Origin of the sequence: Mycobacterium scrofulaceum, from assembly GCF_001667885.1 — a bacterium.
GTDB classification, from domain to species: domain Bacteria; phylum Actinomycetota; class Actinomycetes; order Mycobacteriales; family Mycobacteriaceae; genus Mycobacterium; species Mycobacterium scrofulaceum_C.
The window spans coordinates 39,712-64,392 of the sequence record NZ_LZJW01000060.1 but is presented as its reverse complement, the minus strand read 5'-3'; the positions used below and the strand labels follow the sequence as shown (position 1 = coordinate 64,392).

Here is a 24,681-nt window from a genome sequence, read left to right as displayed (position 1 = left end):
CCTCACCCGAAGACTTCGCGGAGATCCTTCTTGATCACCTTGCCGAATTGGTTGCGCGGCAACGCTTCAACGATCACCAGGCGCTCCGGGTGTTTGTAGCGGCTCAGCCCGCTCGAATGGCAGTGCCGCACCAGCGATTCCAACGACACGTCCTCGGCCGGCGCGGCCACCACCACCGCGCATACGCGCTCGCCGGTGCGCGGGTCGGGAACGCCGATGACCGCCACGTCGGCGACAGCGGGATGCGTGGCCAGCACATTCTCGACTTCAAGGGCCGAGACGTTCTCCGCATTGCGAATGATCGCATCCTTGATGCGACCGGTCACGCGGACGTTGCCATCCTGATCGACCAGCCCAAGATCTCCGGTGCGAAGCCAGCCGTCGCGATCGAACGCGTCGAGGTCCAGCGCGGGGTCCGCGTAGCCGAGAAAACATTGGGGCCCCTTGAGCCGCAGCTCACCTTCCTGCCCGACGGGCAGTTCGGCGTCGTCGCTGCCGACCACTCGCACGCTGACCCCCCGGGTCGGCGCACCGACGGTGTGGTCCAGCGATTCCGGCGTGGCGGTGAGCGACGGCGAAGCCGCCACGGGGAACTCGGTGAGCCCCCATGCATTGGCGATGCCGGGCAGGCCGAAGGCTTCCCGGATTTGACGGCCGAGCTCGGCGGTGATGGGTGCGCCGCCGGCCAGGCAGCCGCGCAGGAAGGGGAACAGCGGCTGGTCTCCGTGGGCTCGCTGGGCTTCGAGGAAGCCGACGAAAAACGGGGTGGCCGTGCCCAGGAAAGTCGGGTTGTGGGCCGCGATGGCGAACGGTGTCGTCGGCGGGTCGAACACCTCGAACAGTGCCAACCGCATGCCGGTCCGTAGCGCGGCGGCCAGCATCACCGCGCCGCCGATGTGCGCGACCGGAAACGCGATGGGATCGACGTCGTCGGCGGTGATGCCGATGGCCTCGACCAGTCCGGTCGCGCCTGCCATCACCGATGCGTCGGTATGGCGAATTCCTTTGGGGGCCGCGGTGGTTCCCGACGAGTAGTAGACCCATCGGGCATCGCTGGCCGAAGCGGGTGGTGACGGGAGCGCACCGGGGTCGGCCTGGGGCAGCCGAAGCTCGGCGTCGGCGGGTCGTGTCACCAGATCGACGGTGATGATCTCGAAGCCCCGGGTCGCGGCCAGGCCGCGAGCCAGTGCACCGTGATCGAACCCGCGCCAAAGCTCGGGCACCACAAGGTATTCCGAGGACAGCTGCTCGGTGATGAAGCCGACCTCGTGCTCTCGCAGCAGCGGGATGATCGGGTTTTGCACCGCGCCAAGCCGGGCCAGCGCCGCTATGACGACCATGGTTTCCAGCGTGGTCGGCAACTGCCACGACACCACGGTTCCCGCGCCGATCCCGCGTGCCGCGAAGGCGGCGGCCGTCGCGCAGGCCGCATCGTGAAACTGCCGCGCGGTCAGCGTGCGCCCGTAGTCATCGGCGAGCAGTGGCCGGGGGGATCCCGCCCCGGCCGCGTCGGCGATCAGCCGCCAGTAGGTGACGTCGCTTCCGGTGCTCATCCGTTCGTCGGATTGACCTGTGTCGGGCGGAATCCGGAGTGCGCGATCGCCACCGACACGCCGCTGCCGATGGGACCCTTGCGGTCGACGAGGACGGCCGACCCGGTGGCCACCCCGTCGTGGCTGTAGTGGGTCAGCGCGGCCATGCCGATGTGGGGCCCTTCCGGCAGTCGGCTCAGCGTGAGCGTGTAGTCGGCATTGATGAATTGCAAGCCGTTTGTGCCCCAGTTGGCAAGGGAGGCGGTGATATCGGCCGCCATGGCGGCGCGGGTGAACGGGCTGAGCGGTTCACCGTCGATGAGCGAGCGGGTCTCATGGAGCCAGGTGTATTTCCGGCCGGAGGTGTCGTCCCATTCAGGGTCGCGATTCTGCAGCTCGGTGCCCCATCCGTAAGTTCGCATGAAGAGCGTGGGTTGCGCGCCGTCCTCGATGGGCAGCGGCGGCATGTGCGGGGTCGGCGACCACACCTGCCCGCCGGGCTGCGGCCCGCGCCGCAGGAACAGCGCGCTCCCCCGCGCGACCGGCGCGCCGTCTTGGGTGAGGACGACCTCGACGAGCCGCAGCCGCCGCCGGTCGTGGTGCACGGTGGTGTGCGCCTCGATGGGTTCCAACGCGACCGGAGCGGGCAAGTCGACGGTCAGCCGGGCGGGTTGCAGTTCCGGGTCGTCGACCGCACGTTCCACCGCCCACCCGAGCAGTCCGCCGACGACGTGTCCGCTGAGCGACGGCCCCCACCCGCCGCGCGCGATCGGGTTTGGCACGTAACGGGTTTCATCGCGAAATAAGTATGGCGTCTGCGCCGCCGAATCGACGCTATTCGGCACGAGATTCGTTTCGGTCAATGCGCGACGCTCCGCCCGGTGTTGGGTTCCCTGATCTGAGGATGGCAACAGTTGATATTACAGTTACCAGTCCCAGTCACCGCGGGCCGAGCCGATTCAGGTGAGTTTGCGTGGCCGCCGCTCAGGCGATCGCTGCGCCTACCAGGTGGCCGATCAAATATGTGATCGCCAATGCGAGACCGCCCCCGATGACGTTGCGGAGCACCGCCCGGCCCTTGGGCGCTCCGCCCAAACCGGCCGACACCGCCCCGGTGATCACCAGCGCGACGAGCACAGCCGCGACGGTGACCGGGATCCTCCACGTCGCCGGCGGAACCAGGATCGCGATCAACGGCAGGAGGGCCCCGACGGCGAATGACAACGCCGAAGACGACGCCGCCTGCCAGGGGTTGGTCAACTCCTCGGGATTGATGCCCAGTTCGACTTCGGCATGGGCGAGGAGCGGATTGTGGTCGGTGAGTTCCTCGGCGACGGTGCGCGCGGTCGCCGGGGTCAGGCCTTTCGCCTCGTACAGGGCGGCGAGCTCATCCAATTCGGCGGCCGGATCGTCGCGCAGCTCCTGGCGTTCCTTGTGCAGCAGCGCCTTCTCGGTGTCCCGTTGGGTGCTGACCGAGACGTATTCGCCCAGCGCCATCGACACCGCTCCGGCGACCAGTCCCGCGGTGCCGGCGGTCAATACCGGAGCGCGTTCGACCGTCGCGGCCGCGACCCCGACCACAATGCCGGCGGTGGACACGATGCCGTCGTTGGCGCCCAGAACTCCAGCGCGCAGCCAGTTCAACTTCGACGACACCGAACCCACGTGTGGTTCGGACGGATGGGGATGCGACCGGCTCGACACGGCCGCAACGATATACATCAAAGATCCCGTGGACTAGCAAACGTAGCCTTGCCAAAGCCGCAGGCCCGGTGCTTTTCCGTCACTTTACGAGCGCACGGGCGCGGCCCAAAACCTCTGCATGGGCCTCACACAGCCGTTGCATAGGGAAGCTATCTAGGGTCGGTCTGTGTAAGGGGGGATTCTGAGGAATTCACTAGCAGTTAGACAGGTGAAGGACTATGAAATTCAAGCAATTTCTCGGGGGGATGACCGTGGCCGGCGCTCTGAGCGCTGCGGCCTTGGGTATGGGTGCCGGCGCGGCGAGCGCCGCTCCGGGCGGGCCGCCGCCCGGCCCGGCCGGCAACCATGGCGCACCCGCTCCGGGCGGCATTCACCCGCCCAACGCACCCGGTGATCCGGGCGGACCCGGCGGCCCCGGTGGACCCGGCGGCCCGGGCGGCCCCGGTGGGCCTCAGGGCGGACCTGGCGGGCCAGGTGGCCCCGGCCATCCGGGCGGCCCCAATGGTCCCGGTGGCCCCGGCGGACCGGGGGGACCCGGTGGACCTGATCATCCTGGCGGCCCCGGCGGGCCAGGCGGGCCCGACCACCCAGGCGGCCCCGGCGGCCCAGGCGGGCCCGACCACCCAGGCGGCCCCGGCGGGCCTGGCGGTCCCGGCGGCCCCTGGCACGGAGATCCCCAGCGCGGCTACTTCCGTGGCGCGCCATGGGGTGACGGGCCGGCGCCCTGGGGACCAGGTGTGCCGCCGCGACCCGATTGGGACCGACCGCTCCCCCCGCCCGGTGGGCACTGGGGATACGGCCCGATCAACTACTGGGGTTATGAGGAGACTCCCGTGTGGGACCCCGGCTTCAATCAGTGGGGCTTCTGGTTCTTCGGAGTCTGGATTCCGCTGTAAACAGCAGTGAACGCGACGCCCGCTTCGCCACCCGGCGAGGCGGGCGTCGTGCTGCCGGTCGATAACCGAGCCGGAGCCCGGCCCCAATCACCCTGCACCACAGAGCTTTAAGCCGCTCCGGTGTGCTGCCACAACCAAGAGCGAACGACCGGTTGGGACCTTCGACCCCATCGCGGGGGCCATACGCCATGCCACAGATGCCGTATGGCCCTCGATTCACGTGTCTCGATAGCGAAACATCAAGGTCACGCTTTGGGTTTCGGCACCGGCCAGAGCGATCGACCGACCAGGAGGCGCGATATCCATGCGGCCCACACGAGACCCTCGCGTGACCCCGCTCTACGTGGGCGCATTGGCCGTCGCTGGGGTGTCGGGAATTTGCGCATTGGCCGCCCTTGCCACCGGTTCGCCGCTTCAGTTCGGCGTCGCGGCGGCGCTATTCGGCGCCGGGTGGATCGCCGCGGACTTCATCGAACGGACCGTCGGGCGCGGGCACGCGAGCTTCGCGCGGCAGCATGCGGTGACGGCCGTCCGGCATGCGCCGACTTATCGACCCTCGCGCGTCGTGTACACCGGCCGCTGCGAGCACTTCACTCCCCGCGTCACGAGCAAGCTGGCGGCCTGACGGCCGTTCAGTTCTTGGTCCCGACCGTGATCAGGTCGGAAACCACGCGGGTCCAGACCGGTCGCGGGATCCGGTGCTGCTCGCTGATAACGAACCCGGCGTCCTCGAACATCGCCCGCATCTCCGCCGGCGACGCATTGTGTTGCGGCTTCCACCTATTGGACGAGGGGGCTTGTAGTCGCGGTTGCCGCGCACTAAGCGCCGCAACGGCCACCAGCCCACCGGGCGCCAGCACGCGGTGGAATTCGCGTAGCGCCGCCGGCTGGTCGAAGAAGTGGAACGCCGAGGTGGTCACCACCGCGTCGAGAGCCCCGTCGTCAAACGGCAGCCGCTCCGCCGGGCCGCGCAGCCATTGCACCGCGTCGGTTCTGGCGCGCGCCTGACTGAGCATGCCTTCGGACATGTCGACACCGTAGATCTCGTCGGGCCGAAGCTCGCGGGCGATCCGATCACTGAGAATGCCGGTGCCGCAGGCGATATCAGCTATCTTGCGGGCATGGTGTGCGCGCAGCTGCGCTATCACCTCGTCGTGCGGCGGACGGTATACCCACTGCTGCAGGAACGGCAGGTCGTAGACCGGGGCCAGGAAACTCCATAGCCGCGTGACCGCGTCGTTGAGGCCTCTGCGGCTCGGTTCCGTCATCCTTCCAAAACCGACGTGTAGTAGATCGTATCGGCGACGGACACCGAATCGTTGGTCTGGGGAATCGCCGCCAACCCGCTGCCGGCGAGCAGCTCGCTCATCTGCTTGCCGACCGTCCGCCAGCCGAGGTTCTTCAGGTATTGGGCGACGTCGTTGCGCTCACCCTCGAAACCCAGTTCCTCCCAATCCAACTCGAAGCCGTGATCGCGCCATTTGGCTGTGGCCCTGCGCATCATCTCGCGGGCTTTCTCGACGTCTTGCTCGGGCCGGTCCGGGATGGCTTCGACGGCCAGCCTGCTGCCCCGCGCGCTCAGCCTGGAGATGTTGTCCAGCAAGCGGTCTTGCGCCTCGGGCGGCAGGTAACCGAAGAGACCCTCGGCGATCCACGCGGTGGGGCGGCTCGCGTCAAAGCCTGCTTCCGCCAGAGCCTTTGGCCAGTCTTGGCGCAAATCAATGGCGACGGGGCGCAAGTCGGCTCGGGGGGCGGCACCCAACTTCGCCAGGGTGGTGGTCTTGAATTCGATCACCTCCGGCTGGTCGATCTCGAATACCGTCATGTCCTCGGGCCATGCCAACCGGTAGGCGCGTGCGTCCAGTCCCGACGCCAGAATCACGGCCTGACGGATCCCGGCCTCGGCAGCGTCGTGAAAGAAGGCGTCGAAGAACCGTGTGCGGGCGGCCATTGCCAGGGGCATGTGCTCGAGCTTCCACCCGGATTCGTGATCGTCGACGTCAGCGGCGGCGAGGTCGCCGTCGACCCATCGCGTGAAGAAATCCACGCCGACGGCGCGAACCAGCGGCTCGGCGAAGCGGTCATCGATCAGCGGATCGTCGGCCTTGGTTGCGATCGCTCGGGCCGCAGCCACCATGGTGGCCGTCGCGCCCACGCTGGTGGCCAGATCCCAGCTGTCGTTGTCCGTGCGTGGCATGCGTCTTCCCCTCGACTCAAAGCGATACTTAGCCAGCTTAACGACCGAGGGAAGCGGAAAGTTCCCCGCTATTTTGCGGCGGCTCGACGCGGTGAGCGCGGGGTTGACCTGTGGCGCCCGAACGCGGGCAGGGATCGGTAGGTAGACCCGGGACGCCGGGCCCGCGGGGCCCAACGGGTGCAGCCGGCCCGTTCGCCGAGGGGACCCACAACACGCATTGATTCAGATACCCGCTCCACACGAAGCCGGGAGGGCAGACGGGGGCGGCGCGGCTGACGGCGGGCGCGCGAACGATGGTTGTCGGCAAGATCACCAAAGCGAACGCGCAGGCGCCACATGCCCAACCCCGGACCAGACGCTTCGTCGCGGCGGTTGTCATGTGGGTCTCCTCCCGCTGGCGGTGCTGTTATTCGATTAGCAGCTCGAACACGGGGATGACGCGGTCGGTGCGCTCCTGGTACTCGCCGAACCCCGGCGCCCGGTCGACCACAATCCGGTAGACGGAATCGCGCTCGTCGCCTGGCAATTCGCGCGCGGTGGCCTCTTTCGGCCCCTGCGAGCCGATTTCCACGGTCACCCGCGGGTTGGCGCGGATGTTGTGCACCCATGCGGGGTTCTTGTCCCGGCCCGCGGCGGATCCGACGATGTAGATGCCGCCGTCGACATCGAAGTAGGCGACGGGGTTCACGCGTTGCGTACCGCTTCGCGCCCCGGTCGAGGTCAACAGCAGCAACGGGAATCCCTCGAACTGTCCGCCGACCTTGCCGCCGTTGCGGCGAAATTCCTCGATGTTGCGTTCGTTGAACTCGCGCTCCGAATGCATTTCGTCGTCGCCCATAAACCCATCCTGGCACGGAGTCAGCCCGCGAGGGCCCCGCGGATTGACCCGGCCCGAATGCGGGTATCACCAGGCAATCCCATCGGGGGGGTATCCGCTTCCGCAGCGACGAAGTGAGCACTGAGATGGTCGGCTGGCTGGACAGGCTGCAGCGACGAAACCGCGTCGCCGGCGTGGTGATCGGGGTCGTATACAAGTATCTCGACGACCAAGGCGGCTACCTATCCGCCCTGATCACCTATTACGGGTTCGTATCCCTGTTCCCGCTACTGCTGCTGTTGACCACCGGTCTGGGAGTGGTGCTCGCCGGACGCCCCGACCTGCAGGAACAGGTGCTGCACAGCACGCTGAGCCAGTTCCCGGTGATCGGCGATCAGCTGCATCAACCCGCGGGGCTCAGCGGGGGAACCGTCGCCGTGGTCGTCGGCATCGCGGGCGCGCTCTATGGCGGCCTGGGCGTGGGCCAGGCCGTGCAGAACGCGATGGACTCGGTGTGGGCCGTCCCGAGGAACAAGCGCCCCGACCCGGTTCGCTCGCGGTTGCGCAGTTTGATGCTGCTGTTGGTCCTCGGCACGGCGGCGATCGCCGCCACGGTCCTGTCGGCGGCCGGCCAGGCGACCAGCGCGCTGGGCGTCTTCGGAAAGATCGGCGTCGTACTGGTCGCCGTGGCGATAAACGCGTTGATCTGCCTGGTGGCGTTTCGCGTCACCACCGCCCGGGACCTGACCTATCGCCAGGTGCTGCCCGGAGCGCTTGCGGCAGCGGTCATTTGGCAGGTCCTGCAGTGGGGCGGCGCCGGATACATCCGGCACACGGTGAAGTCGGCCAGCGCGACCAACAGTGTCTTCGCCTTGGTATTGGGCTTACTGGCCTTCCTGTTCCTGGTGTCGTCCACCCTGGTTCTCTGCGCCGAGATCAATGTCGTTCTGGTGGAACGGCTTTACCCGCGGGCGTTACTCACCCCGTTCACGGACGAGGCGGAACTCACACCGGCCGACCGCAAGACCTACACCAAGAAGGCAAAAGCCGAACGCGTCAAGGACTTTCAGCGCGTCAGCGTCAGATTCGGAGACGTCGCCCAAAAGGCGGGCGAGCCGCGGACATCGACGACGCCCAGCGCCCGCGGCCGGCCCGCCGGGTGATCAGTTGCCGCGTCCGGTCCGCTGCTGCAACTCGTCGATGAGCTCGGACGCCTGCGCCTTGGTCAAGTCGTCGGGCACATCCCGCCCGGCTTCCTGGGCCAACGTGTGCAGGTAGCTGCGCTGTGGACCGGTCATCGGCTCGTCAGCGGTCACCCACTGGGACGTGTCCTTCTCCGGGTTTTCGCTCGGCGCCTGTCGCGTGTCGTCAGTCATGTCTTCCACCTCCGCGGGGAGGGATAACCATCGCACGTACGTTCGAAACATGGCGATCGGGTGCGGGCACGGCGCTCGCGTTGGCCGGTCCTTTGCAAGAATCGGTTGTTATGTCGCGATCCTTCGACATCCGCATCGAGTCGCCCTCCAGCGTCGAACAGATCCACGCGGCGTTCGGGAGCGAGGAGTATTGGCTGGCCCGCCTGAAAGCCAGCAACGCGCCCACCACGCTGGATTCGCTGGAAGTCGACGAGGACGGCACGGTGTCGATGCGCGCGACCCAACACGTATCCCGGCAGATCATGCCCACGCTGATCGCCAGGGCAGTGCCCGGGGAGTTGAAGATCGTGCACAGCGAGACGTGGCGGTCGGTCGCCGGCGGCGAAGTCCGCGGTCAGATCAACGTGGTGACCTCCGGCGGGCTGGGCTCGGGCCGCGCCGACGCGGTCATGGCGCCCGCGGGCGACGGCGCGAAACTGCGCTTCGCGGTGGAGGTGGCGGTGAAGATCCCGTTGGTGGGCCGCAAACTCGAGAAATCGATGCAGGCGGACTTGGCCGAGAGCATCCCCGCGTTGCAGCGCTTCACCAGCACCTGGATCGCCGAGAACACCTGACGCTCGGCGTCGTCAGTCCGCCGAAGCCGCCGGTTCGACGGCGACCAGTTCGGTGAGGCCGCTGATGGTGAGGATCGGCATCAGGATCGGGTGGGCGATCAGGTTGATGTGGTTGGCGTGGGAGAACAAGGCATTGATGGCGGCGCTGTCGAGATACTCGACGCCGCTGAGGTCTACCGTGAGCGGCCCGCCGGTCGCGGCCTCTCCACTGACGGTCGCGAGGGCTTGGACGAAGGCGTCGATGTTGCTCAGATCGATCTCGCCGGCCGCGACCAGCATCAGCTCCCCATCGTCACGGCGCGCGGTGTCGAGGGTGAGCGACGTGGGCATCATGTGATCCTCGCGGATAGATGGACCGTGGTTCCGGCGGCGTCGGGGTTGATGGTGACGTCATGCATCAGCCCCCGCATGAGGGCAATACCCCGTCCCCGGTGGGGATAACTTGCCGGTTGTGGGGGCTTCCACGAGCCGGTGTCCGTGATGGTCAACTGCACCCGGTCGACCAGCGCGGTCGCGCCCAGGCTGATGGTGCCTTCCCGCTTGTCCCGGTGACCGTGTTCGATCGCGTTGGCAACGGCCTCCCCGGCGGCGACGAGCACATTCATCGCCTGTTCCGGGTCCAGCCGGGTGCGCGTCAGCCAGGTGCGCAACGCCGTTCGGGCGGGGGCCAAGTGACTGACATCGGCCGGGAAAGTCAGCTCCAGCGGCGCGGGATGACGATAAAGCAGCACGACAACGTCGTCCTGATAGCCGCCGCTGGGGGCCAGACCGGACATGATGTGGTTCGCCAATTCGTCGAGGGTCGACCCACGACCGTCCTGCACGAGCTTGGCGGCCCGGGAAATGCCTTGCCCCAACGCGGTACGGCGGCGTTCGACCAGGCCGTCGGTATAGAGCAGCAGGGTGGCCCGCGCCGGCACGGTCACCCGGGCCTCGGGGCGCGACCAGTTGGGCCGTACCCCCAACGCGATGGTGTGGCCGTCGTCGAGCATCTGGGTGGTGCCATCGGCGTGGACCAGGATGGGCGGCGGGTGCCCGGCACTGGAATACACCAGCTCGCCGGTCTCCGGGTTGAGCACCGCGCAAACGGCGGTGGTGCACTGCGCGCCGGGCAGCCGCGCGGCGAAGCGATCCATCCCGGCGAGAGCGGCCCCGGGGCTGGGGTTTTCGAAGAGCAACGCGCGGCACGCACTGCGCACCTGCCCCATCACGGTCGCGGCGGCCAGGCCATGCCCCACGCAGTCGCCGACGACCATCGCGATGCGTCCGTCTTCGAGGTCGACGATGTCGTACCAGTCACCGCCCACCTGCAGCGGCCGGCTGGCAGCCTGATAACGCACCGCGAACCCGTGTGGCAGATCAGCGGGACCCAGGATCGCGTGCTGGAGAGCCAGGGCGGTTTCGCGCTGCTGGTCGACCTGGTGGACGCGCTGCAGGCCCTGGCCGAGCCGGCCCGCCAATACAGTCAGCAAGGTCTGGTCTTCGAGGGTGAACGGCCGACGTTCGGCCAGATCTATCCAGACGACGAGCACGCCCTCGGGGTGCTGCAGCGCGATGCCGGCCGTCCCGGGCTCCCCTGTGCTGGGGGTGAGTAGGTCGCCCTCGCGCAAGGCGCTGAGCTTGCGTTGAGTACGCGGCGGCAAGTCTTCCCACTGCACGGGTTCGCCGACCGACACGACTTGTGGTGTGCCATAGGCGGTTCCGGTGGAGGAGCTCTGCGCCGGGAACGTGACGGCGACGACGCGGCGCGCACGCCACAGCCGGCGCAATTCCTCCGCGGCGGCGTTCACCGCATCATCGACGCTGTCCGCTTGGGCGAGTTCCTGGTTGAGCGCGTGTTCGCGACCCGCAGCCAGCGCCAGGGCGATGGCCGCGTGCCGGGCGAAGTCGCTGACCAGCTCGAGGTAATCGTTGCCGAAGGGCGACTGTTGCGGGTCGCGAGCGACGGCGATGACGCCGAGCACCGCGCCGTCGGCGATCAGCGGCATCACGATCGCCGAGCGTTCACCGACGTCGGTGAATCCCTCGATCGGGTATTGGAAGGACTCGGTGATCAGCGGCAGGCCGCGCCGCGCGACACCGCCGGTGGTGGAGCCGTCCATCGGCACCTGGCGACCGATCACCTCCGAGGAGTATCGGCCGGCCGTGGCGGCCACGACCAGGGTGTCGACCTCGTCGGCGGGCAGGTCGGGCTCCTTCGGGACCAGCAGGATCGCCTGTTCGGCGCCGGCCAGGTCGAGCGCGCGGTTCACGATCAGCTGGAGCGGCCCGGTCTGGGGGTCGCCGGACAGCAGCGCGGTGGTGATCTCGCGGCTGGCCTTGGTCCACTTCGCGGATTCCCGTTCCCGCTCGAACAGGCGCGCGTTGTCGATGGCCGCGGCCGCGGCGGTCGCCAGGGCCCGCACGGCGGCCGCCTGGGAGTCGGAGAACGCCCGGCCGGCCACGTCGTCGGCCAGGTAGAGGCTGCCGAAGTCCGCCCCCCGAACCGTGATCGGAATCCCGAGCAGCGCACGCACCGGCGGATCGTGGGCTTGCAGCGCGCCGGCCTGGGGATGGGCACTCACGTCGGCGAGCCGCAGACCCTCGCCGACCGGCAGATCACCGAGCAGGCGCGCCGTGTCGTCGTCGATCCCCGCGCGGACGAACGACACGAAGGCGCCGTCGGGAGCGCGGATGCCCAGGGCTGCGTAACGGCAGCCGGTCAGCTCCATCGCCCCCTTGACGATCCGATGCAGGGTCACGTCGAGGTCGAGGTCCGAACCGATTTCGCTGATGACCCTGACCAGTTGCTCCATCTGGTCGCGGGCTTCCACCAGCTCATCGAGCTGCTCATGAATCTGGCTAACCAGCTCACGCCGGCCTTGCCAGGTGAACGCCGAACCACCTCCCCCTTCATTGACCATGGATACAAACCTAACGGTTCACAGTGGCGGACCCTAGGGTGGCGGTGATCTTCCTGGCGACGAGACCTTTACCCGGTCTTGACCATGCGTTGAATCAGCCCACCGACGATGACCTATGTGAGTACGCTTCCACCGGTGGAACTGGGGGTTTTGGGACCTCTGCAGGTTCGGCAAGGCGGAGCGCCCGTCATCATCCCGGGCGCAAAACCTCGCGCGATCCTTTCGATGCTCGGGCTGCACGGCGGATCCGTCGTGGCGGCCGACACGCTCGTCGAACTGCTCTGGGGTGAGGATCCGCCACGCACCGCAGCCAAGGCGCTGCAAACCCACATCTCCTCATTACGCCGCACGCTGGGTGACGGCTTCGTCTTGACGGCGGGCGCGGGCTGGACCCTGGCCGAGACCCAGGTGGATGCCGCGCGTTACAAGTCGGCCGCCCGGCTGGGGCGCGACGCCGCCGCCGCAGGCGACACCGGCCAGGCGGTGGTCCGCTTCGAGGAGGCGCTCGCCCTTTGGCGCGGGATCCCCGAGCTGCCCGACAGTCGGCGAGGAACCTCCGAGAAAACGCGGTGGATCGAGGGCCATGCCGCGCTGGTGGAGGATCGGGCCGATGCGCTGCTCGCGACCGGCCGCGCCGCGGAGATCATCGGCGAGCTCGAGGCCGCCGTTGCCGATGCGCCCCTGCGTGAACGGCGGTGGGGCCAGCTGATGCTCGCGCTGTATCGCGCCGGCCGGCAGGGCGAAGCGCTGGGCGCCTACCAGCGTGCGCGTGCGCTGCTGGCCGACGAACTGGGCGTCGACCCGGGCCCCGAGCTCCGGCGGCTGGAAGCGGCGATTGTCGCGCAAGATTCCTCGCTGGAAACGCCTGCGGCACAGCAGCTTCCGTCGGTGACGCGCGCCGTCACATTCCTGCTGACCGACATCGAAGGATCGACGGCGGCGTGGGAGGCCGACGCCGCGGCCATGGCGGTGGCGCTGGCCCGACACGACGAGCTCGTCGAGCAGGTCGTCACGTCGCGCGGGGGGCGGCTGATCAAGACGCGCGGCGAGGGCGACGCCACCTTCTCGGTTTTCGATCGCCCCTCGGCGGCCGCCGCCGCGGCGATCGAGGTCCAAGCCGCGATCGAGCAGGAGCCGTGGGCGCTGCGCGAACCCATGCGTATCCGCGTGGCCTTGCACACCGGGGAGGTCGAGCTCCGCGACGGCGATTACTTCGGTCGCGCGGTCAATCGCGCCGCTCGCCTCCGGTCGCTGGCCGTCGGCGGCCAGATCCTGTGCTCGGGGGCGACGGCGGAGCTCGTCATCGACTCGCTGCCCGACGACGTCGTGCTCGCCGACCTGGGAACGCGGCAACTACGCAACCTGGCGCGGCCGGAACACGTTTTCGAGCTGCATCTGCTCACCGCCGACGATCCCGGTCCGGCGGCTCCCGCCGAGCCGCCGCTGGAACGCCCCAGCCTGCCCGCGGTGCTCACGGGGCGCGGGCCATTCGTCGGACGTGGCCGCGAGCTCGAGCGACTGGCTTCAGGGTGGCAGACCGCGCTCGCCGGGGGCACCAACGCAATGCTGATCGCCGGGGAACCGGGGGTCGGCAAGACGCGCCTGGCCGGTGAGTGGTCGCGGCAGGCCTACGACCAAAGCGCACTCGTGATCTACGGCCGATGCGACGAGGACCTCGGCGCGCCCTACCAGCCCTTCGCGGAAGCGCTGCGTTCGCTGGTGCCGTGCCTGGGTCCGGGCGGGCTCCGTGGGCTGCGCGGCGTGGAGGCGCTGCTCACGCTGATCCCCGGGCTGGTCGACGTCCTGCCCGACCTGGCCGCACCGACGCGGGCCGACCCGGACACCGAACGCTATGCGCTGTTCGACGCGGTCGTCGCGTTGTTGGCGCTCGCCTCCGCGCGAGCGCCCGTCGTGCTGATCCTCGATGACCTGCACTGGGCGGCCAAGCCCACGCTGCTGCTGTTGCGCCATCTGCTGCGTTTCGGTGAGCACGCCCGGCTGCAGATCATCGGCACGTATCGCAGCACGGATCTCGACCGAGCCCATCCCCTGGCGGCGATGCTGGCCGACCTGCACCGCGACGGCACCGCCAGCCGCCTCGCGCTGAGCGGTCTGGATGAAGACGATGTGACCGCCTACGTCGCCGAGGCCGGCTACAACGACGAGGAACTGGCCCGGGCATTGGCGTCGGTCACCGGTGGCAACCCGTTCTTCCTGATTGAGGCCCTGCGCCACGTGGATGAAAGCGGCGGTCGCTGGGATCAGAGCACGCTGCCGCAGGGCGTGCGGGAGGCGGTGAGCCGGCGGCTTTCGCGGCTGCCGGCCGAGGCCAACAAGGCGCTCGCCGCCGCCGCCGTCGTCGGGAGCCGGTTCGTGTTGGAACTGGTCGAACGCGTGGTCGGCGACGATCTGGTCGACGCGTTCGACGAGGCGTGCAAAGCCGGCATCGTCATCGAAGAGCCCGGTGGCCGTTACCGGTTCAACCATGCGATCGTTCGGCAATCGCTGCTGGCCGAACTGCCGTCCGTGCGGCGCATGCGGCTGCATCAGCGCATCGCCACCACATTGGAAAGCGAGCCCGGTGCCGACGAGGAACTGCTCGCCGAACTGGCGTATCACTACTTCGAATGCGCGTGGGCGGGGAACGCGGCGAAGGCGGTCGAATACTGCCGGCGCGCGGCGGATCAGGCGATGGCGCGCCTCGCCTACGAGGGCGCCGCCGACCTCTACGACCGCGCCCTGCACGCACTGGAAGAGATCGACGACGAGCTGCCCGACCGCGACGACCAAATTGCCGCGCTGCTGATCGCGCGGTGCGAGGCCCTGCTGGCCGCGGGCGACGTGGCCTCGGCGAACAGCGCCGTCGCTCAATTGCAAACCGCCACAGTCGATTCCGCCCAACTCGCGGCATGGGCGACATGCTTCGACGGTCAATTGTCGATGCTGATTCACCCCGAACGGCTGGACGAGGTCGAGACCGCGGTGGGCGCCGCCGCCAGCAAACTGGCGGAGTTGGGTGATGCGGCAGGAGAAGCCAAGGCACACACCGTGCGTGCCGGGTGCCTGGCCCGGCTGGGCAGGATCGGCGACTGCGAGATCGCCCTCGACGACGCTCTCACCGCCGCTCGGCGCGCGCGTGAACACCGCCGGGTGAACGCGGTGCTGGCGCAGGCACCACTGGCCGCGCTTTGGGGACCCAACCCGGTGCCGCGCGCCGGCGGGCGGTGCCTGGACGTGGTGCGGCTGTTGCGCATCACCACCGACTCCCCGGCGGTCGAAGCGACGTCGACGCGGTGCCAGGCGGTGTTGGAGGCGTTCCGCGGCCGGGCGGCGGCGGCGCGACGGATGATCGACTCGGCGCGGCGCACGGTCACCGAGCTCGGTCTGCGCCATGCCCTTGTCGAGGTCGAGCAGTTCGCCGGGATCGTCGAGCTGGTGGTTGACGAGCCCGCCGCGGCCGAGGAGTACCTGCGCAAGGCCTACAACGGTTTTCGCCGCATGGGTCTCGACGCCGACACCGCCGAAACCGCTGCGCTGCTCGGCCGCACGTGCCTCGCACTCGACCGGGATGCCGAGGCCAGTGAATTGTGCTCCGAGAGTGAGCGTCTGGCCGGTCACGCATTGAAGGCGTCGATCGCCTGGCGCACCCTGCGGGCGCGGCTACTGTCCCGCGGCGGTGACCACGACGAGGCGCGGCGAATTGCCCAGGAGGCCGTCGCATTGGCCGAGCGCACCGACGCCTTGGTCGATCATGGCGACGCATGCCTTGCGCTGGCAACGGCTTTGGGCGCCGCCGGGGACATCGCGGGAGCGCGATCCGCCGCCGCGCGGGCGGTCGAGCTATACGAGCGTAAAGGCGCTGCGGCACTTGCCGAAAGGGCGCGCGGCCTGGTCGGCGATCGTGGCGCCGCGACCCCGGAGGCACCGCAGGAAGCGCCGCCGCCCGTCGAACTGGACAACGCCTGCGTGCGTGCGGTGCGCGAATTGGACGCCGCTATCGACCGGGAGGCCTGGGAGGAAACGGAGCGACGACTCGCGCCCGAACTCGCCCTCGAGAGCCGGCGCAAGGTCGTCGGATTCCCCCGCACAGTGGTCACCCCTTCCCAATGGGTCGACGACGTCGTCAAGAGCACACGCGCGCTCGGCGGCGTATGGCACGGTCACGCAACCGTCGCCGTGCGGGGTGATCGGCTGGCGCTCACGCGATTAGAAGTGCACATGGCGGATACCAGTCCCGGTGCGCCGCGGGACGATTCGCTGCAATTGTTCGGCCTCGACGTTGACGGACGAATCGGGCTGCACGTGTGGTTCGACATCGACGACATCGAAGCCGCAATGGCCGAACTCAAAGCCCGGTTCAAAGCGGAGCAACCACCCGGGCGGCGGTTGGAAAACATGGCGGCGCGGGTGTTCGAGCATGTTTGGTCGCACTTTGCGACCCGCGACTGGGATGCCCTGGCGGACACCGTCGCTGACAACCATGTGGGCGTCGATCACCGGCGGGTCGTGAGTGCCGAGACGCAATACAGTCGACGTGCCGTGGTGCGTGACTTGCAGGCGGCCGCCGAAGTCGGCTTCACCATCTCGATGGTGGGCGCCCTGGCGATTCGCGGCGAACGCCTCGTGCTCGCCCGTACTCGAGCCTCCGGCCGCGACCCCGGGGCTGTTGAAAACGACGCCCTCAACGTCGTCGAGATCGATGCCGACGACCGAATCGCGAACGTCGACACGTACGACGTCGAAGACATCGAGTCCGCGGTCGCCGAGCTCGACACCCGCTACCTGGCAGGCGAGGCAGCCGCCCACGCGCATACCTGGACGGTTATCACTCGGGCCTACGCCTCGCTCAACAGTTATGAGATGCCTCAGACCACAACAGATTTCGCGAGCTTCGACCATCGGACGGGCGCAGCGTTCGCACCCGGTGACCTGGTCGCCTATGTCCGTGCCGCTTGGAATCTCGCCCAAGACGGCGCGACTCACATCGAGACGGTGCATCGGCTGACCGACGTCGGCGCGATCGTCACCCATGTCACGCGTGGAACATCGCAACAGGGCTTCGAAGCCGAGTGGCGGGAGCTCGTCCTGATGACCGTCGACGGTGACCTGATCAGCCGGTGTGAGTTATTCGACGAGGAAGACCTGGACCGCGCGATGGCGCGTTTGGACCGGTTGAGCCAACCGGTGGTGCGGCTGGAAAACGCGGCAACCCTGGCCCACAAGCTCGTGGAAACATACTATGCGGCGCGCGACTGGGACGCGATAGCCGCCATGGTCGCCGATGACATTTCCAGCGACGATCGTCGTCGCACGGTGAATTCGGGTGTGCGACAGGGCCGTAAGGCGGTGCTCGAAGAGATGTCGGCAACGGTCGCTATCGGCGTCAAGAGCATGACGTCGGACGTCATTGCCACCCGAGGCGATCGCCTGGCGCTCTGCCGCACGCAAACCTGGGGCCGCGACACGGGACCCGAGGCGTTCCACACCGACGTCTTCGACGTATTCGAACTCGACGCCGACGGGAAGGTGTCGGCACGGATCGTCTTCGACCTCGATGACTTCGGTGCCGCTATCGATGAGCTCGACGCGCGCTACCTCGCCGGTGAAGCGGCCACCCACGCTCATACCTGGTCCCTCCTAGCCGAGGCCTTCGCGGCGCTGAACCAGCGGAAACTCCCTCGCGTTACACCCGATTGGGTGAATATCGACCATCGACGGCTCGCACCGATCGGTTCCGGTGATCTGGGCGCATATCTTCTCGCTACTTGGGAACTTTCGCCGCGGTCCCATATCTACATCGCGGCTGTGCACCGGCTGAGCAACCTCGGCGCGGTGCTCACTCACGTGACCATTGGGACCTCGCCGGAGGGTTTCGACGCTGAGTGGCAGGTCGTTGACATTGTGCTGTTTGACGGTGACCGGATGAGCCGTACAGAGCTTTTCGACGAAACTGACGTCGACGCCGCGATGGCGCGATTCGATGAGCTCAGCCGGCCGGCGCGCCAATTGGAAAACGGAGCAACCCAAACCGGTCGGCGGTACCTGGCGTTGTTCGCCGCCGGCGACTGGGACGCGATGGCGGCGATGCTGGACAACAACCTCGTATACGACGATCGCCGTCGTGTAGTAGGCGCGGGCCCCCAACATGGTCGAGACGCTCAGATCGCCGACATGAAGACAGTGGCCGGTCTCTGGCCCGCGAGCGTGGCGGCAACCGTGGTGGCGACTCGCGGCACGCGTCTTACCCTCATGCGCCTGCGCTTCGCCGATCGCGATCACGGGCTCGACGCATTTCTCACCGATGTGGTCGGCGTGCTCGAACTCAATTCCGAGGGGCTGATCACCTCAGTCGTCTTCTTCGATACGGACGACATTCACGCTGCCTTGGCAGAGCTCGACTCCCGTTACCTCGCAGGCGAAGCGGCCGACCACGCACGGACGTGGTCGGTGATCACGGAGATCTACAGGAGGTTCAACAGGCATGAAGTTTCGAAGGTGGATTGGGCGATCGTCGACCACCGGCGGGGCACGCCATTCGCGTCGGGCGAGCTGACCCCGGCTCTACAGACCTTCTTCGATCTCACGCCGGAATTTCGGGTCACCATCGAAGCTGTGCATCGACTAAACAACATCGGGGCAGTCGTCACCATCGATTCGCAAGGATCGTCACGCGACGGCCTGGCCGTCGAGTGGCGCATGATTCAACTCCTCACCGTCGCCGGTGATCGGCTCACCCGGTGCGAGATGTTTGACGAGACAGACTTGGCCGCCGTGATCGAGCAGTTCGATCGGCTCAGCCAGCCGGCGCCCACGCCGCAGAATGCGGCAAGCCGGGTCGTCCACCAGTTCCTGACGCATTTTGGCACCCACAACTGGGAGGCGATGGCGGAGCTACTCGCGGGTGACTTCTGCTCCGACGACCGCCGCTCCGTCATCAACGCCGGGATCCGAGGCGGTCGCGATATCGAGATGGCGAATTGGCGGGCCACCGCAGAGGTCTGGATGAGCGATGTGCGCGCGACCGTCGTCGCGACTCGCGGAGAGAACCTTGCGCTCTTCCGGTTCACCTTCACGAGCCAAGACGCACTACCCACGTCGTTTCAAGCTGCGGCACTCGGTGTCGTCGAGATCGACGGCGACGATCGATGCGCGGCGGCCGTCATATTCGATCCCGACGACATCGACGCCGCGATCTCCGAGCTCGACGCGCGTTACCTCGCAGGAGAAGCGGCCGAACATTCCCTTACGTGGTCGGTCATCACGCACGCCTATGCCGCGGCTAATCGCCACGAGCTACCGCCGACGACGCCGGACTGGTCCAACGTCGACCACCGACGAGGAATAGCGTTCCCTCCGGACAATCTGGCGGCATACCTCGAAGCCTCGTGGGACCTGCTCGCTCCGGGGCTCAGGGTCTACATCGAAGCCGTGCATCGGTTGACCGAGCTCGGCGCAGTCGTCACGCGGGTTATCGAAGGGACGTCGAGCGACGACTTCCGGGCCGAATGGCGAGAAATCGGCATCTCGACCGTCGACGGTGATCTGATCAACCGCTCCGAGATCTTCGACGAAACAGAACTCGACCGGGCCCTTGCGCGCTTCGAAGAATTGCAAGCGCGGCCGCACCGCCCGGTCAATGCGGCAGGCCAAGTGAACGAACGGTTTTGGGCCTGCCTCACGACACGGGACTGGACAGCGATGGCCGACTTACTCGCCGAGAACGCTGTGTCGCATGACAACCGTCGGGTCGTCAACTCCGGTGTACTACGCGGGCGCGATTCGAATATCGCCAACTTGCGGGCCGTCGCTGAGGTCGGATTCGAGCGTCTTGTCTCGACGGTCCTCGCGATTCGTGGGCAACGCCTTGCCCTCACTCGTATTTGGTCCTCCGCCCAGGGATGTGAGCCCGGGGAAATCAGCGCGGACATGGTCGGCGTCGTCGAGATCGACGGGGACAACCGGATGATTGTTCACTCCATCTTTGACGCCGACGACTTCGACGCCGCCGTTGCCGAGCTCGAAGCCCGGTACATCGCCGGCGAAGCGGCCCCCCACGCGCGCGTGTGGTCGCTGGTCGCCCAGGGCCACACCCAGTTCAACCGGCACGAACTTCCCACGATGATGCCCGACGTGGTTTACATCGACCACCGACGGAGCGTGACAATCGAGGGTGCCGATCTGGCGAAATCCGTTCGCTCCGTGTGGGAGCTTCTCCCCCAGGTACACGTCTACGTGGAGGCCGTGCACCGGTTGACCGAACGTGGAGCCATCGTCAGCCAAGTGGTGAAGGGGACCTCGCAAGAGGGCTTCGACGCCGAGTGGCAGACGACCACTATTTGTACCTTCGAAGGTGACCGGCTCGGTCGATACGAAGTCTTCGACGAGACGGAGCTCGACGCCGCGCTCGCGCGGTTCGAGCAACTTGAACCACCCGCGCCGAGGTATGAAAACGCGGCAACTCGTGCCGATCAACAGTTCTGGGGGTACATCGCGGCACGTCACTGGAAAGCCCTGGGGGCGATGCTGGCTGATGACGTGGCCAATGACGACCGCCGGCGGACCGTGAACGCCGGCATTCGGCGAGGCCGAGATTCTGACGTCGCAAACATGCGAAGCCTTACCGAGATTGGGGTCACCCACGTCACATCGACCATCATCGCAACCCGCGGCGAAAGACTTCTCCTCAGACGTACGCGATTCTCGCTGGACGAAGGGCCCGAAGACTTTAACGTCGAGCTGCTCTGCATTGTCGAGCTGGATGCCGAAAACCGGATTGCGACACGCATCCTGTTCGATCCCGACGAATTAGACGCCGCATTCGAAGAACTCGATGGCCGCTACCTCGCAGGCGAGGCGGCGGATGAAGGGCACACGTGGTCGCTCATGGTGCAGACGTACGCGGGGCTCAACCGGCGCGAGATGCCCGCGACCACGCCGGATTTCGTCAGCATCGACCATCGGCGCGGCATAACGTTCGAGCCGGGGAACATCGTCCCGTATGTCCAAGCCACCTGGGATGTCGCGCCCGATCTCAAGATGCGCATCGAGATGGTGCACCGGCTGACAAACGCTGGAGCCGTCATTACTCATACCGGGTATGGCACCTCCCAAGACGGCTTCGACGCCGAGTGGCGAGAGGTCGTCTTTTTCACTTTCCGGGAAGACAGGGTCGATCGCTGCGAGATGTTCGATGATGTGGACGTTGACGCCGCCCTTGCCCGCTTTGAAGAGCTGAACCGGCCGACGCCGAGCCTAGAGAACGCGGCAAGCCGGGCAGAAGAGCGGCTCTTCGCGCACTCGGCCAATGCCGACTGGGCCGCCGCGGCCGAAATCCTTTCTGGCGACAGCGTTGTCGACGATCGCCGGCGAGTGGTGAATGTCGGCTTCTGGGACGGCCGCGACGCCGTCATCGCAAACATACAAGCCTTGGCCGAGGGCTTGGCGCACGTGGCACTGACGGTCATTGCCACTCGCGGGGAGCGGCTCGCCCTCATACTCATTCGATCCTTCAACTCCGACCCAGAGCGTTCAGAATTCGTCATCGAAATGCTCGGAGTCGCGGAGCTCGATGCGGACCTGCGGATTTCGGCCCACGTCTTCTTTGATCCCGACGACATGGACGCCGCCTTCGAAGAACTCGATGCCCGCTATCTCGCCGGTGAAGCGGCCCCACACGCGCACACGTGGTCGGTGATCGCAGGGTCCTACGACGCGATGAACCGGCGCGAGCTGTTTCCGACGACGCCGGATTGGGTGAACATCGATCACCGACGACCCGGGATCATCGAGGAGGGCGGCCTGAACGCATCCCTGCTTTCGCTGTGGCAACTGACCACGGATCTCACCTTCCGGATCGAAGCCGTGCACCGCTTGACTGACCTCGGAATGGTTTGCTCCCATGTGGCGCACGGCGTTTCACAGGACGGCTTCGACGCCGAGTGGCGAGGAATCGAAGTCCAGACCGTCGACGGTCAACTCATCGACCGCTGCGAAATCTTCGACCAGGCGGACCTCGATACCGCGCTTGCGCGGTTCGACGAGCTCACCAACGACCAGGCCGGTCGGTGACAGATACCGCGCCTCGCCTACAACCGCTTTATCTCCTGGCGGACAGTCAGCTGCTCTTCTGGAAACACCGGGACCGGCTGCTCCTCGAGACCGCCGTCGATGGATTAGCCCGAGCCAGCCCGCTGAGCGCTGCCTATATCGGCGCCTCGAACGGCGATCGTCCGGAGTTCTACGAGATCTTCGAGGCCGCGATGGAGGCCGTTGGAATAACCGATCGCCGCATGATCGATTCGTCGTTCGGGCCAGACGACCGCGCCTCCCTGGATAGGGCCCAGTTGATCGTCCTCGCGGGCGGCGACGTCCGCCTCGGCTGGGACACGTTCGAGAAAACCGGGATGAAAGAGGTGATTCGGGACCGCTACGCCCAAGGCGCGCTTCTGGTGGGCATTTCCGCAGGCGCGGTCCAGCTGGGCCGGTACGGAATCGCCGAGACGCCGCAGTCCTGCGCACCCGAGCTGTTCGGCGTGTTCGACCTCGTTCCCATGGTCGTCGACGCGCACGACGAGGGCGGCGAGTGGGCGCGGCTGTCGCGGACGATCGAATCTCTGCAGGGAGCCGCCAGCGGGCTCGGGATTCCGTCTGGTGGCGGAGTCATCGTGCATCCAGACACCGCTGTCGAGGCCCTGCGTCGTCCCGCGCATCACATCCGTTTCCAGAGCGGTCGGATCACCCGGTCGCTGTTGCACGCCGACGGTTCCGGCTGAATTGCCCCTTGGTTCAAGTCATCCACGGTTCCGTCTGCGGCCCCGGCCGCAAATTCACCCCCTCACGCCCTGGGTGACGGTTGGCCGCGCTAGTAGGGACTTTCGGCCCGAGCACAGGACCTCCGTCCGGGTCCAGAGTTAACACCATGCCAACTGCAGCCCGACTTACTTTGAACAGAGCGGTCCCGGTCCTCGCGGAGTGGATCCCGCGTCGGCTACTGGTCGGGGTGATCGGCGCGGGCGCGATCAGCGGCGCACTGGTATGCGCTGGCGCGGGAACCGCCACGGCCGACCCGACGCCGCGCCCCGCCAACTGCACCGCGGCGGACGTCGCCGGCGTCGCGGCTGGCGTGGCCGCATCGCTCTCGACCTACCTGTTCACACATCCGGACTTGAACGGCTTCTACACCGACCTGCAGGATCGGCCCAAGGACCAGATCCGCGACGAGGTGCAGCAGTACTTCAACGCCAACCCCCAGGAGCAGGCCGATCTTGAGAACATCCGTCAGCCACTGGCCGACATCAGGCAGCGTTGCCAGTGGACCCCGCTGCTCGGACAGGCCGGCGCGACCCCCTAAGCGACCGGGTCGGCGACGTAACCACCTCGCGGCCCCCAATTCGCCGCCGGTCAGAACGAGGAGATCCCGATGAATGTCAGGGCACGGTCCTGGACCGTAGCGGGGATGGCAGTGTTGACCTTGGCCGCGATCCCCGAGACGTATGCCGTGGTGCGGCCGTCGGGTGTGGCCAACGCGGATGTGTGCGCCAGCGTGGGCCGACGTGTTTCAGTTAGTGGGTGCACGAACGTCGCCGACACGATCAACGCCAACGTCCCACCGCCCGACGCGTACGCCCCACTGCCGCAAGATTTTCCACCTCCACCGCCGCCGGTGAATGTTTGCGTGGGGGGCGGACGGCGGGTTCACGTGAGCGGGTGCTTCTGAACCGGACGGTGGCGCCACCCCTCACCGTCTAGCTGCCGTGCCGCCACCCCGACGGCGGTGCGCTGCCAACACGTCGGCGTTCGCCCGCGTCTGCGCCTGAGCGGCCAACGTGGATGCCCTGTTCGCGTAGGCGACGGCTTCGGCCGCGTTGGTGGCTTCCTTGGCGTGCGCCGCCGCCAGATACCGCTTGGCCTCTTGGAATCGGGTCTGCGCCTCGGCCCCGATGCTCTCGCCATGCCTGCTGACGTAGTCGGCGATCTGACGCAGCCGGGCGTCCGCGGTCGACAGCGCATCCCCCGATGATTCTTCGCGCCCCTCGATGCCCGGCTGACCGTCGCGACGCGCGGCGCGGCGGCGGCGTAACCGGTAGAGCGCGAAAACCACAACGACGACGACCACGACGACCAGGAGGCCGATCGCGATTGGCAGCCAGATCGGCTTCGGCGAGCTCGCCGATTGGTCCAATCCGTCGGCCGCAGCGACCGCGGCGCCGCTCCAATCCTTGACGCCCACCGCAGGTTCAATTCGCTTGCTGCGCAGATTGTCCAGCTCGGCATCCGTGAGGCCGGGCAGCTGCGGCGGCGCCGATAAGGCGTACAGCTTGGTGTTCGTGGCCACGGCCAGCAGCACGTCGCTGCCGCCCAATCCGCTGGCGCTACGGGTTCTGTCGGCCCAGTTCTCCGGTTTGAACCTGGAGAAGTTGTCGACGTAGACCACCCACAGCTGAATGTGCCTGTCGCGGTAGAGCCGGTCGATCGCCGAGCTCACTGCCGCGCGACCGGAACCCGTCAACACGCCGGCGCTGTCGGTAACGTGGTCCGTCAGCCTGGACGGCGGTTGCGCGCCGGCAGGAGCCGCCAGCAGCAACCCCGCGGTGAGGATGGTCAGGACAGCATGAACCAGGCGAACGCCGCGCATACGGGTAA

19 protein-coding genes are annotated in these 24,681 nt (G+C 67.3%); 8 read left to right on the top strand and 11 right to left on the bottom strand.

Annotated features, from left to right (window positions below; all coding sequences use genetic code 11):
- Positions 1-2: 2 nt before the first annotated feature.
- From A5681_RS08470 to A5681_RS08460, 3 genes are all read right to left on the bottom strand, one after another.
- Positions 3-1,553: a class I adenylate-forming enzyme family protein gene (locus A5681_RS08470; protein ID WP_067272102.1), complete on the bottom strand. Its 1,551-nt coding sequence runs from the start codon at positions 1,551-1,553 to the stop codon at positions 3-5.
- Positions 1,550-2,395 carry a thioesterase family protein gene (locus tag A5681_RS08465; protein ID WP_067272098.1) on the bottom strand — a complete coding sequence of 282 codons (846 nt, stop codon included), beginning with the start codon at positions 2,393-2,395 and terminating at the stop codon, positions 1,550-1,552. Before A5681_RS08465 ends, A5681_RS08470 begins: the two co-directional genes overlap by 4 nt.
- 121 nt (positions 2,396-2,516) lie before the next feature.
- Positions 2,517-3,254, bottom strand: a complete 738-nt coding sequence (locus tag A5681_RS08460) for a VIT1/CCC1 transporter family protein (RefSeq protein WP_067306860.1) — start codon at positions 3,252-3,254, stop codon at positions 2,517-2,519.
- 200 nt (positions 3,255-3,454) lie between these two features.
- Between A5681_RS08460 and A5681_RS27635 the strand changes: the two genes are divergently transcribed.
- Together A5681_RS27635 and A5681_RS08450 are read left to right on the top strand one after the other, a co-directional pair.
- Positions 3,455-4,132, top strand: a complete 678-nt coding sequence (locus A5681_RS27635; RefSeq protein ID WP_082968266.1) for a chitin-binding protein — start codon at positions 3,455-3,457, stop codon at positions 4,130-4,132.
- Between the two features lie 328 nt (positions 4,133-4,460).
- On the top strand, positions 4,461-4,757 hold the full coding sequence (locus tag A5681_RS08450; RefSeq protein ID WP_156737904.1) for a hypothetical protein: 297 nt from the start codon (positions 4,461-4,463) through the stop codon (positions 4,755-4,757).
- 7 nt (positions 4,758-4,764) lie between these two features.
- Here A5681_RS08450 and A5681_RS08445 read toward each other — a convergent pair whose 3' ends face one another.
- From A5681_RS08445 to A5681_RS08435, 3 genes are all read right to left on the bottom strand, one after another.
- Complete coding sequence (locus A5681_RS08445) at positions 4,765-5,400, bottom strand: class I SAM-dependent methyltransferase (protein WP_067272089.1); 636 nt, start codon at positions 5,398-5,400, stop codon at positions 4,765-4,767.
- Complete coding sequence (locus A5681_RS08440) at positions 5,397-6,329, bottom strand: SAM-dependent methyltransferase (RefSeq protein ID WP_067272086.1); 933 nt, start codon at positions 6,327-6,329, stop codon at positions 5,397-5,399. The genes A5681_RS08445 and A5681_RS08440 overlap by 4 nt, the downstream gene beginning before the upstream one ends.
- Positions 6,330-6,735: 406 nt before the next feature.
- Entirely contained in the window at positions 6,736-7,167 is a 432-nt protein-coding gene (locus A5681_RS08435) for a nitroreductase family deazaflavin-dependent oxidoreductase (protein ID WP_067272082.1), read from the bottom strand.
- 125 nt (positions 7,168-7,292) lie between these two features.
- On the opposite strand from A5681_RS08435, the gene A5681_RS08430 reads away from it, so the two are divergent.
- Positions 7,293-8,309: a YihY/virulence factor BrkB family protein gene (locus tag A5681_RS08430; protein ID WP_067272077.1), complete on the top strand. Its 1,017-nt coding sequence runs from the start codon at positions 7,293-7,295 to the stop codon at positions 8,307-8,309.
- Here the strand turns inward: A5681_RS08430 and A5681_RS08425 are convergent, their stop codons facing one another.
- The gene (locus tag A5681_RS08425; protein WP_067272425.1) at positions 8,310-8,522 is read right to left on the bottom strand and encodes a DUF3072 domain-containing protein; all 213 of its coding nucleotides are present in this window, start codon (positions 8,520-8,522) and stop codon (positions 8,310-8,312) included.
- Positions 8,523-8,632: 110 nt separating this feature from the next.
- Between A5681_RS08425 and A5681_RS08420 the strand changes: the two genes are divergently transcribed.
- Positions 8,633-9,136: a DUF2505 domain-containing protein gene (locus A5681_RS08420; RefSeq protein WP_067272074.1), complete on the top strand. Its 504-nt coding sequence runs from the start codon at positions 8,633-8,635 to the stop codon at positions 9,134-9,136.
- 12 nt (positions 9,137-9,148) lie between these two features.
- Here A5681_RS08420 and A5681_RS08415 read toward each other — a convergent pair whose 3' ends face one another.
- Both A5681_RS08415 and A5681_RS08410 read right to left on the bottom strand, forming a co-directional pair.
- Positions 9,149-9,466 (bottom strand): STAS domain-containing protein, encoded by a 318-nt coding sequence (locus A5681_RS08415; RefSeq protein WP_067272423.1) that lies wholly within the window; start codon positions 9,464-9,466, stop codon positions 9,149-9,151.
- A complete protein-coding gene (locus tag A5681_RS08410; RefSeq protein ID WP_067272070.1) occupies positions 9,466-12,039 on the bottom strand; it encodes a SpoIIE family protein phosphatase in 2,574 nt (857 codons plus the stop codon). The genes A5681_RS08415 and A5681_RS08410 overlap by 1 nt, the downstream gene beginning before the upstream one ends.
- Before the next feature lie 135 nt (positions 12,040-12,174).
- On the opposite strand from A5681_RS08410, the gene A5681_RS08405 reads away from it, so the two are divergent.
- From A5681_RS08405 to A5681_RS08395, 3 genes are all read left to right on the top strand, one after another.
- Positions 12,175-22,107 carry a BTAD domain-containing putative transcriptional regulator gene (locus A5681_RS08405; protein WP_419866299.1) on the top strand — a complete coding sequence of 3,311 codons (9,933 nt, stop codon included), beginning with the start codon at positions 12,175-12,177 and terminating at the stop codon, positions 22,105-22,107.
- On the top strand, positions 22,104-22,811 hold the full coding sequence (locus A5681_RS08400) for a Type 1 glutamine amidotransferase-like domain-containing protein (protein ID WP_067272063.1): 708 nt from the start codon (positions 22,104-22,106) through the stop codon (positions 22,809-22,811). Before A5681_RS08405 ends, A5681_RS08400 begins: the two co-directional genes overlap by 4 nt.
- 146 nt (positions 22,812-22,957) lie before the next feature.
- The gene (locus A5681_RS08395; RefSeq protein WP_082968265.1) at positions 22,958-23,389 is read left to right on the top strand and encodes a heme-binding protein; all 432 of its coding nucleotides are present in this window, start codon (positions 22,958-22,960) and stop codon (positions 23,387-23,389) included.
- Between the two features lie 50 nt (positions 23,390-23,439).
- Here the strand turns inward: A5681_RS08395 and A5681_RS27955 are convergent, their stop codons facing one another.
- A complete protein-coding gene (locus A5681_RS27955) occupies positions 23,440-23,562 on the bottom strand; it encodes a hypothetical protein (protein ID WP_269454946.1) in 123 nt (40 codons plus the stop codon).
- Here A5681_RS27955 and A5681_RS27630 point away from each other — a divergent pair.
- Positions 23,504-23,755, top strand: coding sequence for a hypothetical protein (locus A5681_RS27630; RefSeq protein ID WP_231996257.1), 252 nt, complete (start codon positions 23,504-23,506; stop codon positions 23,753-23,755). The genes A5681_RS27955 and A5681_RS27630 overlap by 59 nt on opposite strands.
- Before the next feature lie 21 nt (positions 23,756-23,776).
- Here A5681_RS27630 and A5681_RS08390 read toward each other — a convergent pair whose 3' ends face one another.
- Positions 23,777-24,673, bottom strand: a complete 897-nt coding sequence (locus tag A5681_RS08390) for a TPM domain-containing protein (protein ID WP_067272059.1) — start codon at positions 24,671-24,673, stop codon at positions 23,777-23,779.
- Between the last annotated feature and the right edge of the window lie 8 nt (positions 24,674-24,681).

Excerpts from the sequence above, each read along its gene's own strand:
- A5681_RS08470 (WP_067272102.1), bottom strand. The coding sequence starts at position 1,553 with ATGAGCACCGGAAGCGACGTCACCTACTGGCGGCTGATCGCCGACGCG.
- A5681_RS08460 (WP_067306860.1), bottom strand. The coding sequence starts at position 3,254 with ATGTATATCGTTGCGGCCGTGTCGAGCCGGTCGCATCCCCATCCGTCC.
- A5681_RS27635 (WP_082968266.1), top strand. The coding sequence starts at position 3,455 with ATGAAATTCAAGCAATTTCTCGGGGGGATGACCGTGGCCGGCGCTCTG.
- A5681_RS08445 (WP_067272089.1), bottom strand. The coding sequence starts at position 5,400 with ATGACGGAACCGAGCCGCAGAGGCCTCAACGACGCGGTCACGCGGCTA.
- A5681_RS08440 (WP_067272086.1), bottom strand. The coding sequence starts at position 6,329 with ATGCCACGCACGGACAACGACAGCTGGGATCTGGCCACCAGCGTGGGC.
- A5681_RS08435 (WP_067272082.1), bottom strand. The coding sequence starts at position 7,167 with ATGGGCGACGACGAAATGCATTCGGAGCGCGAGTTCAACGAACGCAAC.
- A5681_RS08430 (WP_067272077.1), top strand. The coding sequence starts at position 7,293 with ATGGTCGGCTGGCTGGACAGGCTGCAGCGACGAAACCGCGTCGCCGGC.
- A5681_RS08425 (WP_067272425.1), bottom strand. The coding sequence starts at position 8,522 with ATGACTGACGACACGCGACAGGCGCCGAGCGAAAACCCGGAGAAGGAC.
- A5681_RS08420 (WP_067272074.1), top strand. The coding sequence starts at position 8,633 with ATGTCGCGATCCTTCGACATCCGCATCGAGTCGCCCTCCAGCGTCGAA.
- A5681_RS08415 (WP_067272423.1), bottom strand. The coding sequence starts at position 9,466 with ATGCCCACGTCGCTCACCCTCGACACCGCGCGCCGTGACGATGGGGAG.
- A5681_RS08410 (WP_067272070.1), bottom strand. The coding sequence starts at position 12,039 with ATGGTCAATGAAGGGGGAGGTGGTTCGGCGTTCACCTGGCAAGGCCGG.
- A5681_RS08395 (WP_082968265.1), top strand. The coding sequence starts at position 22,958 with ATGCCAACTGCAGCCCGACTTACTTTGAACAGAGCGGTCCCGGTCCTC.
- A5681_RS08390 (WP_067272059.1), bottom strand. The coding sequence starts at position 24,673 with ATGCGCGGCGTTCGCCTGGTTCATGCTGTCCTGACCATCCTCACCGCG.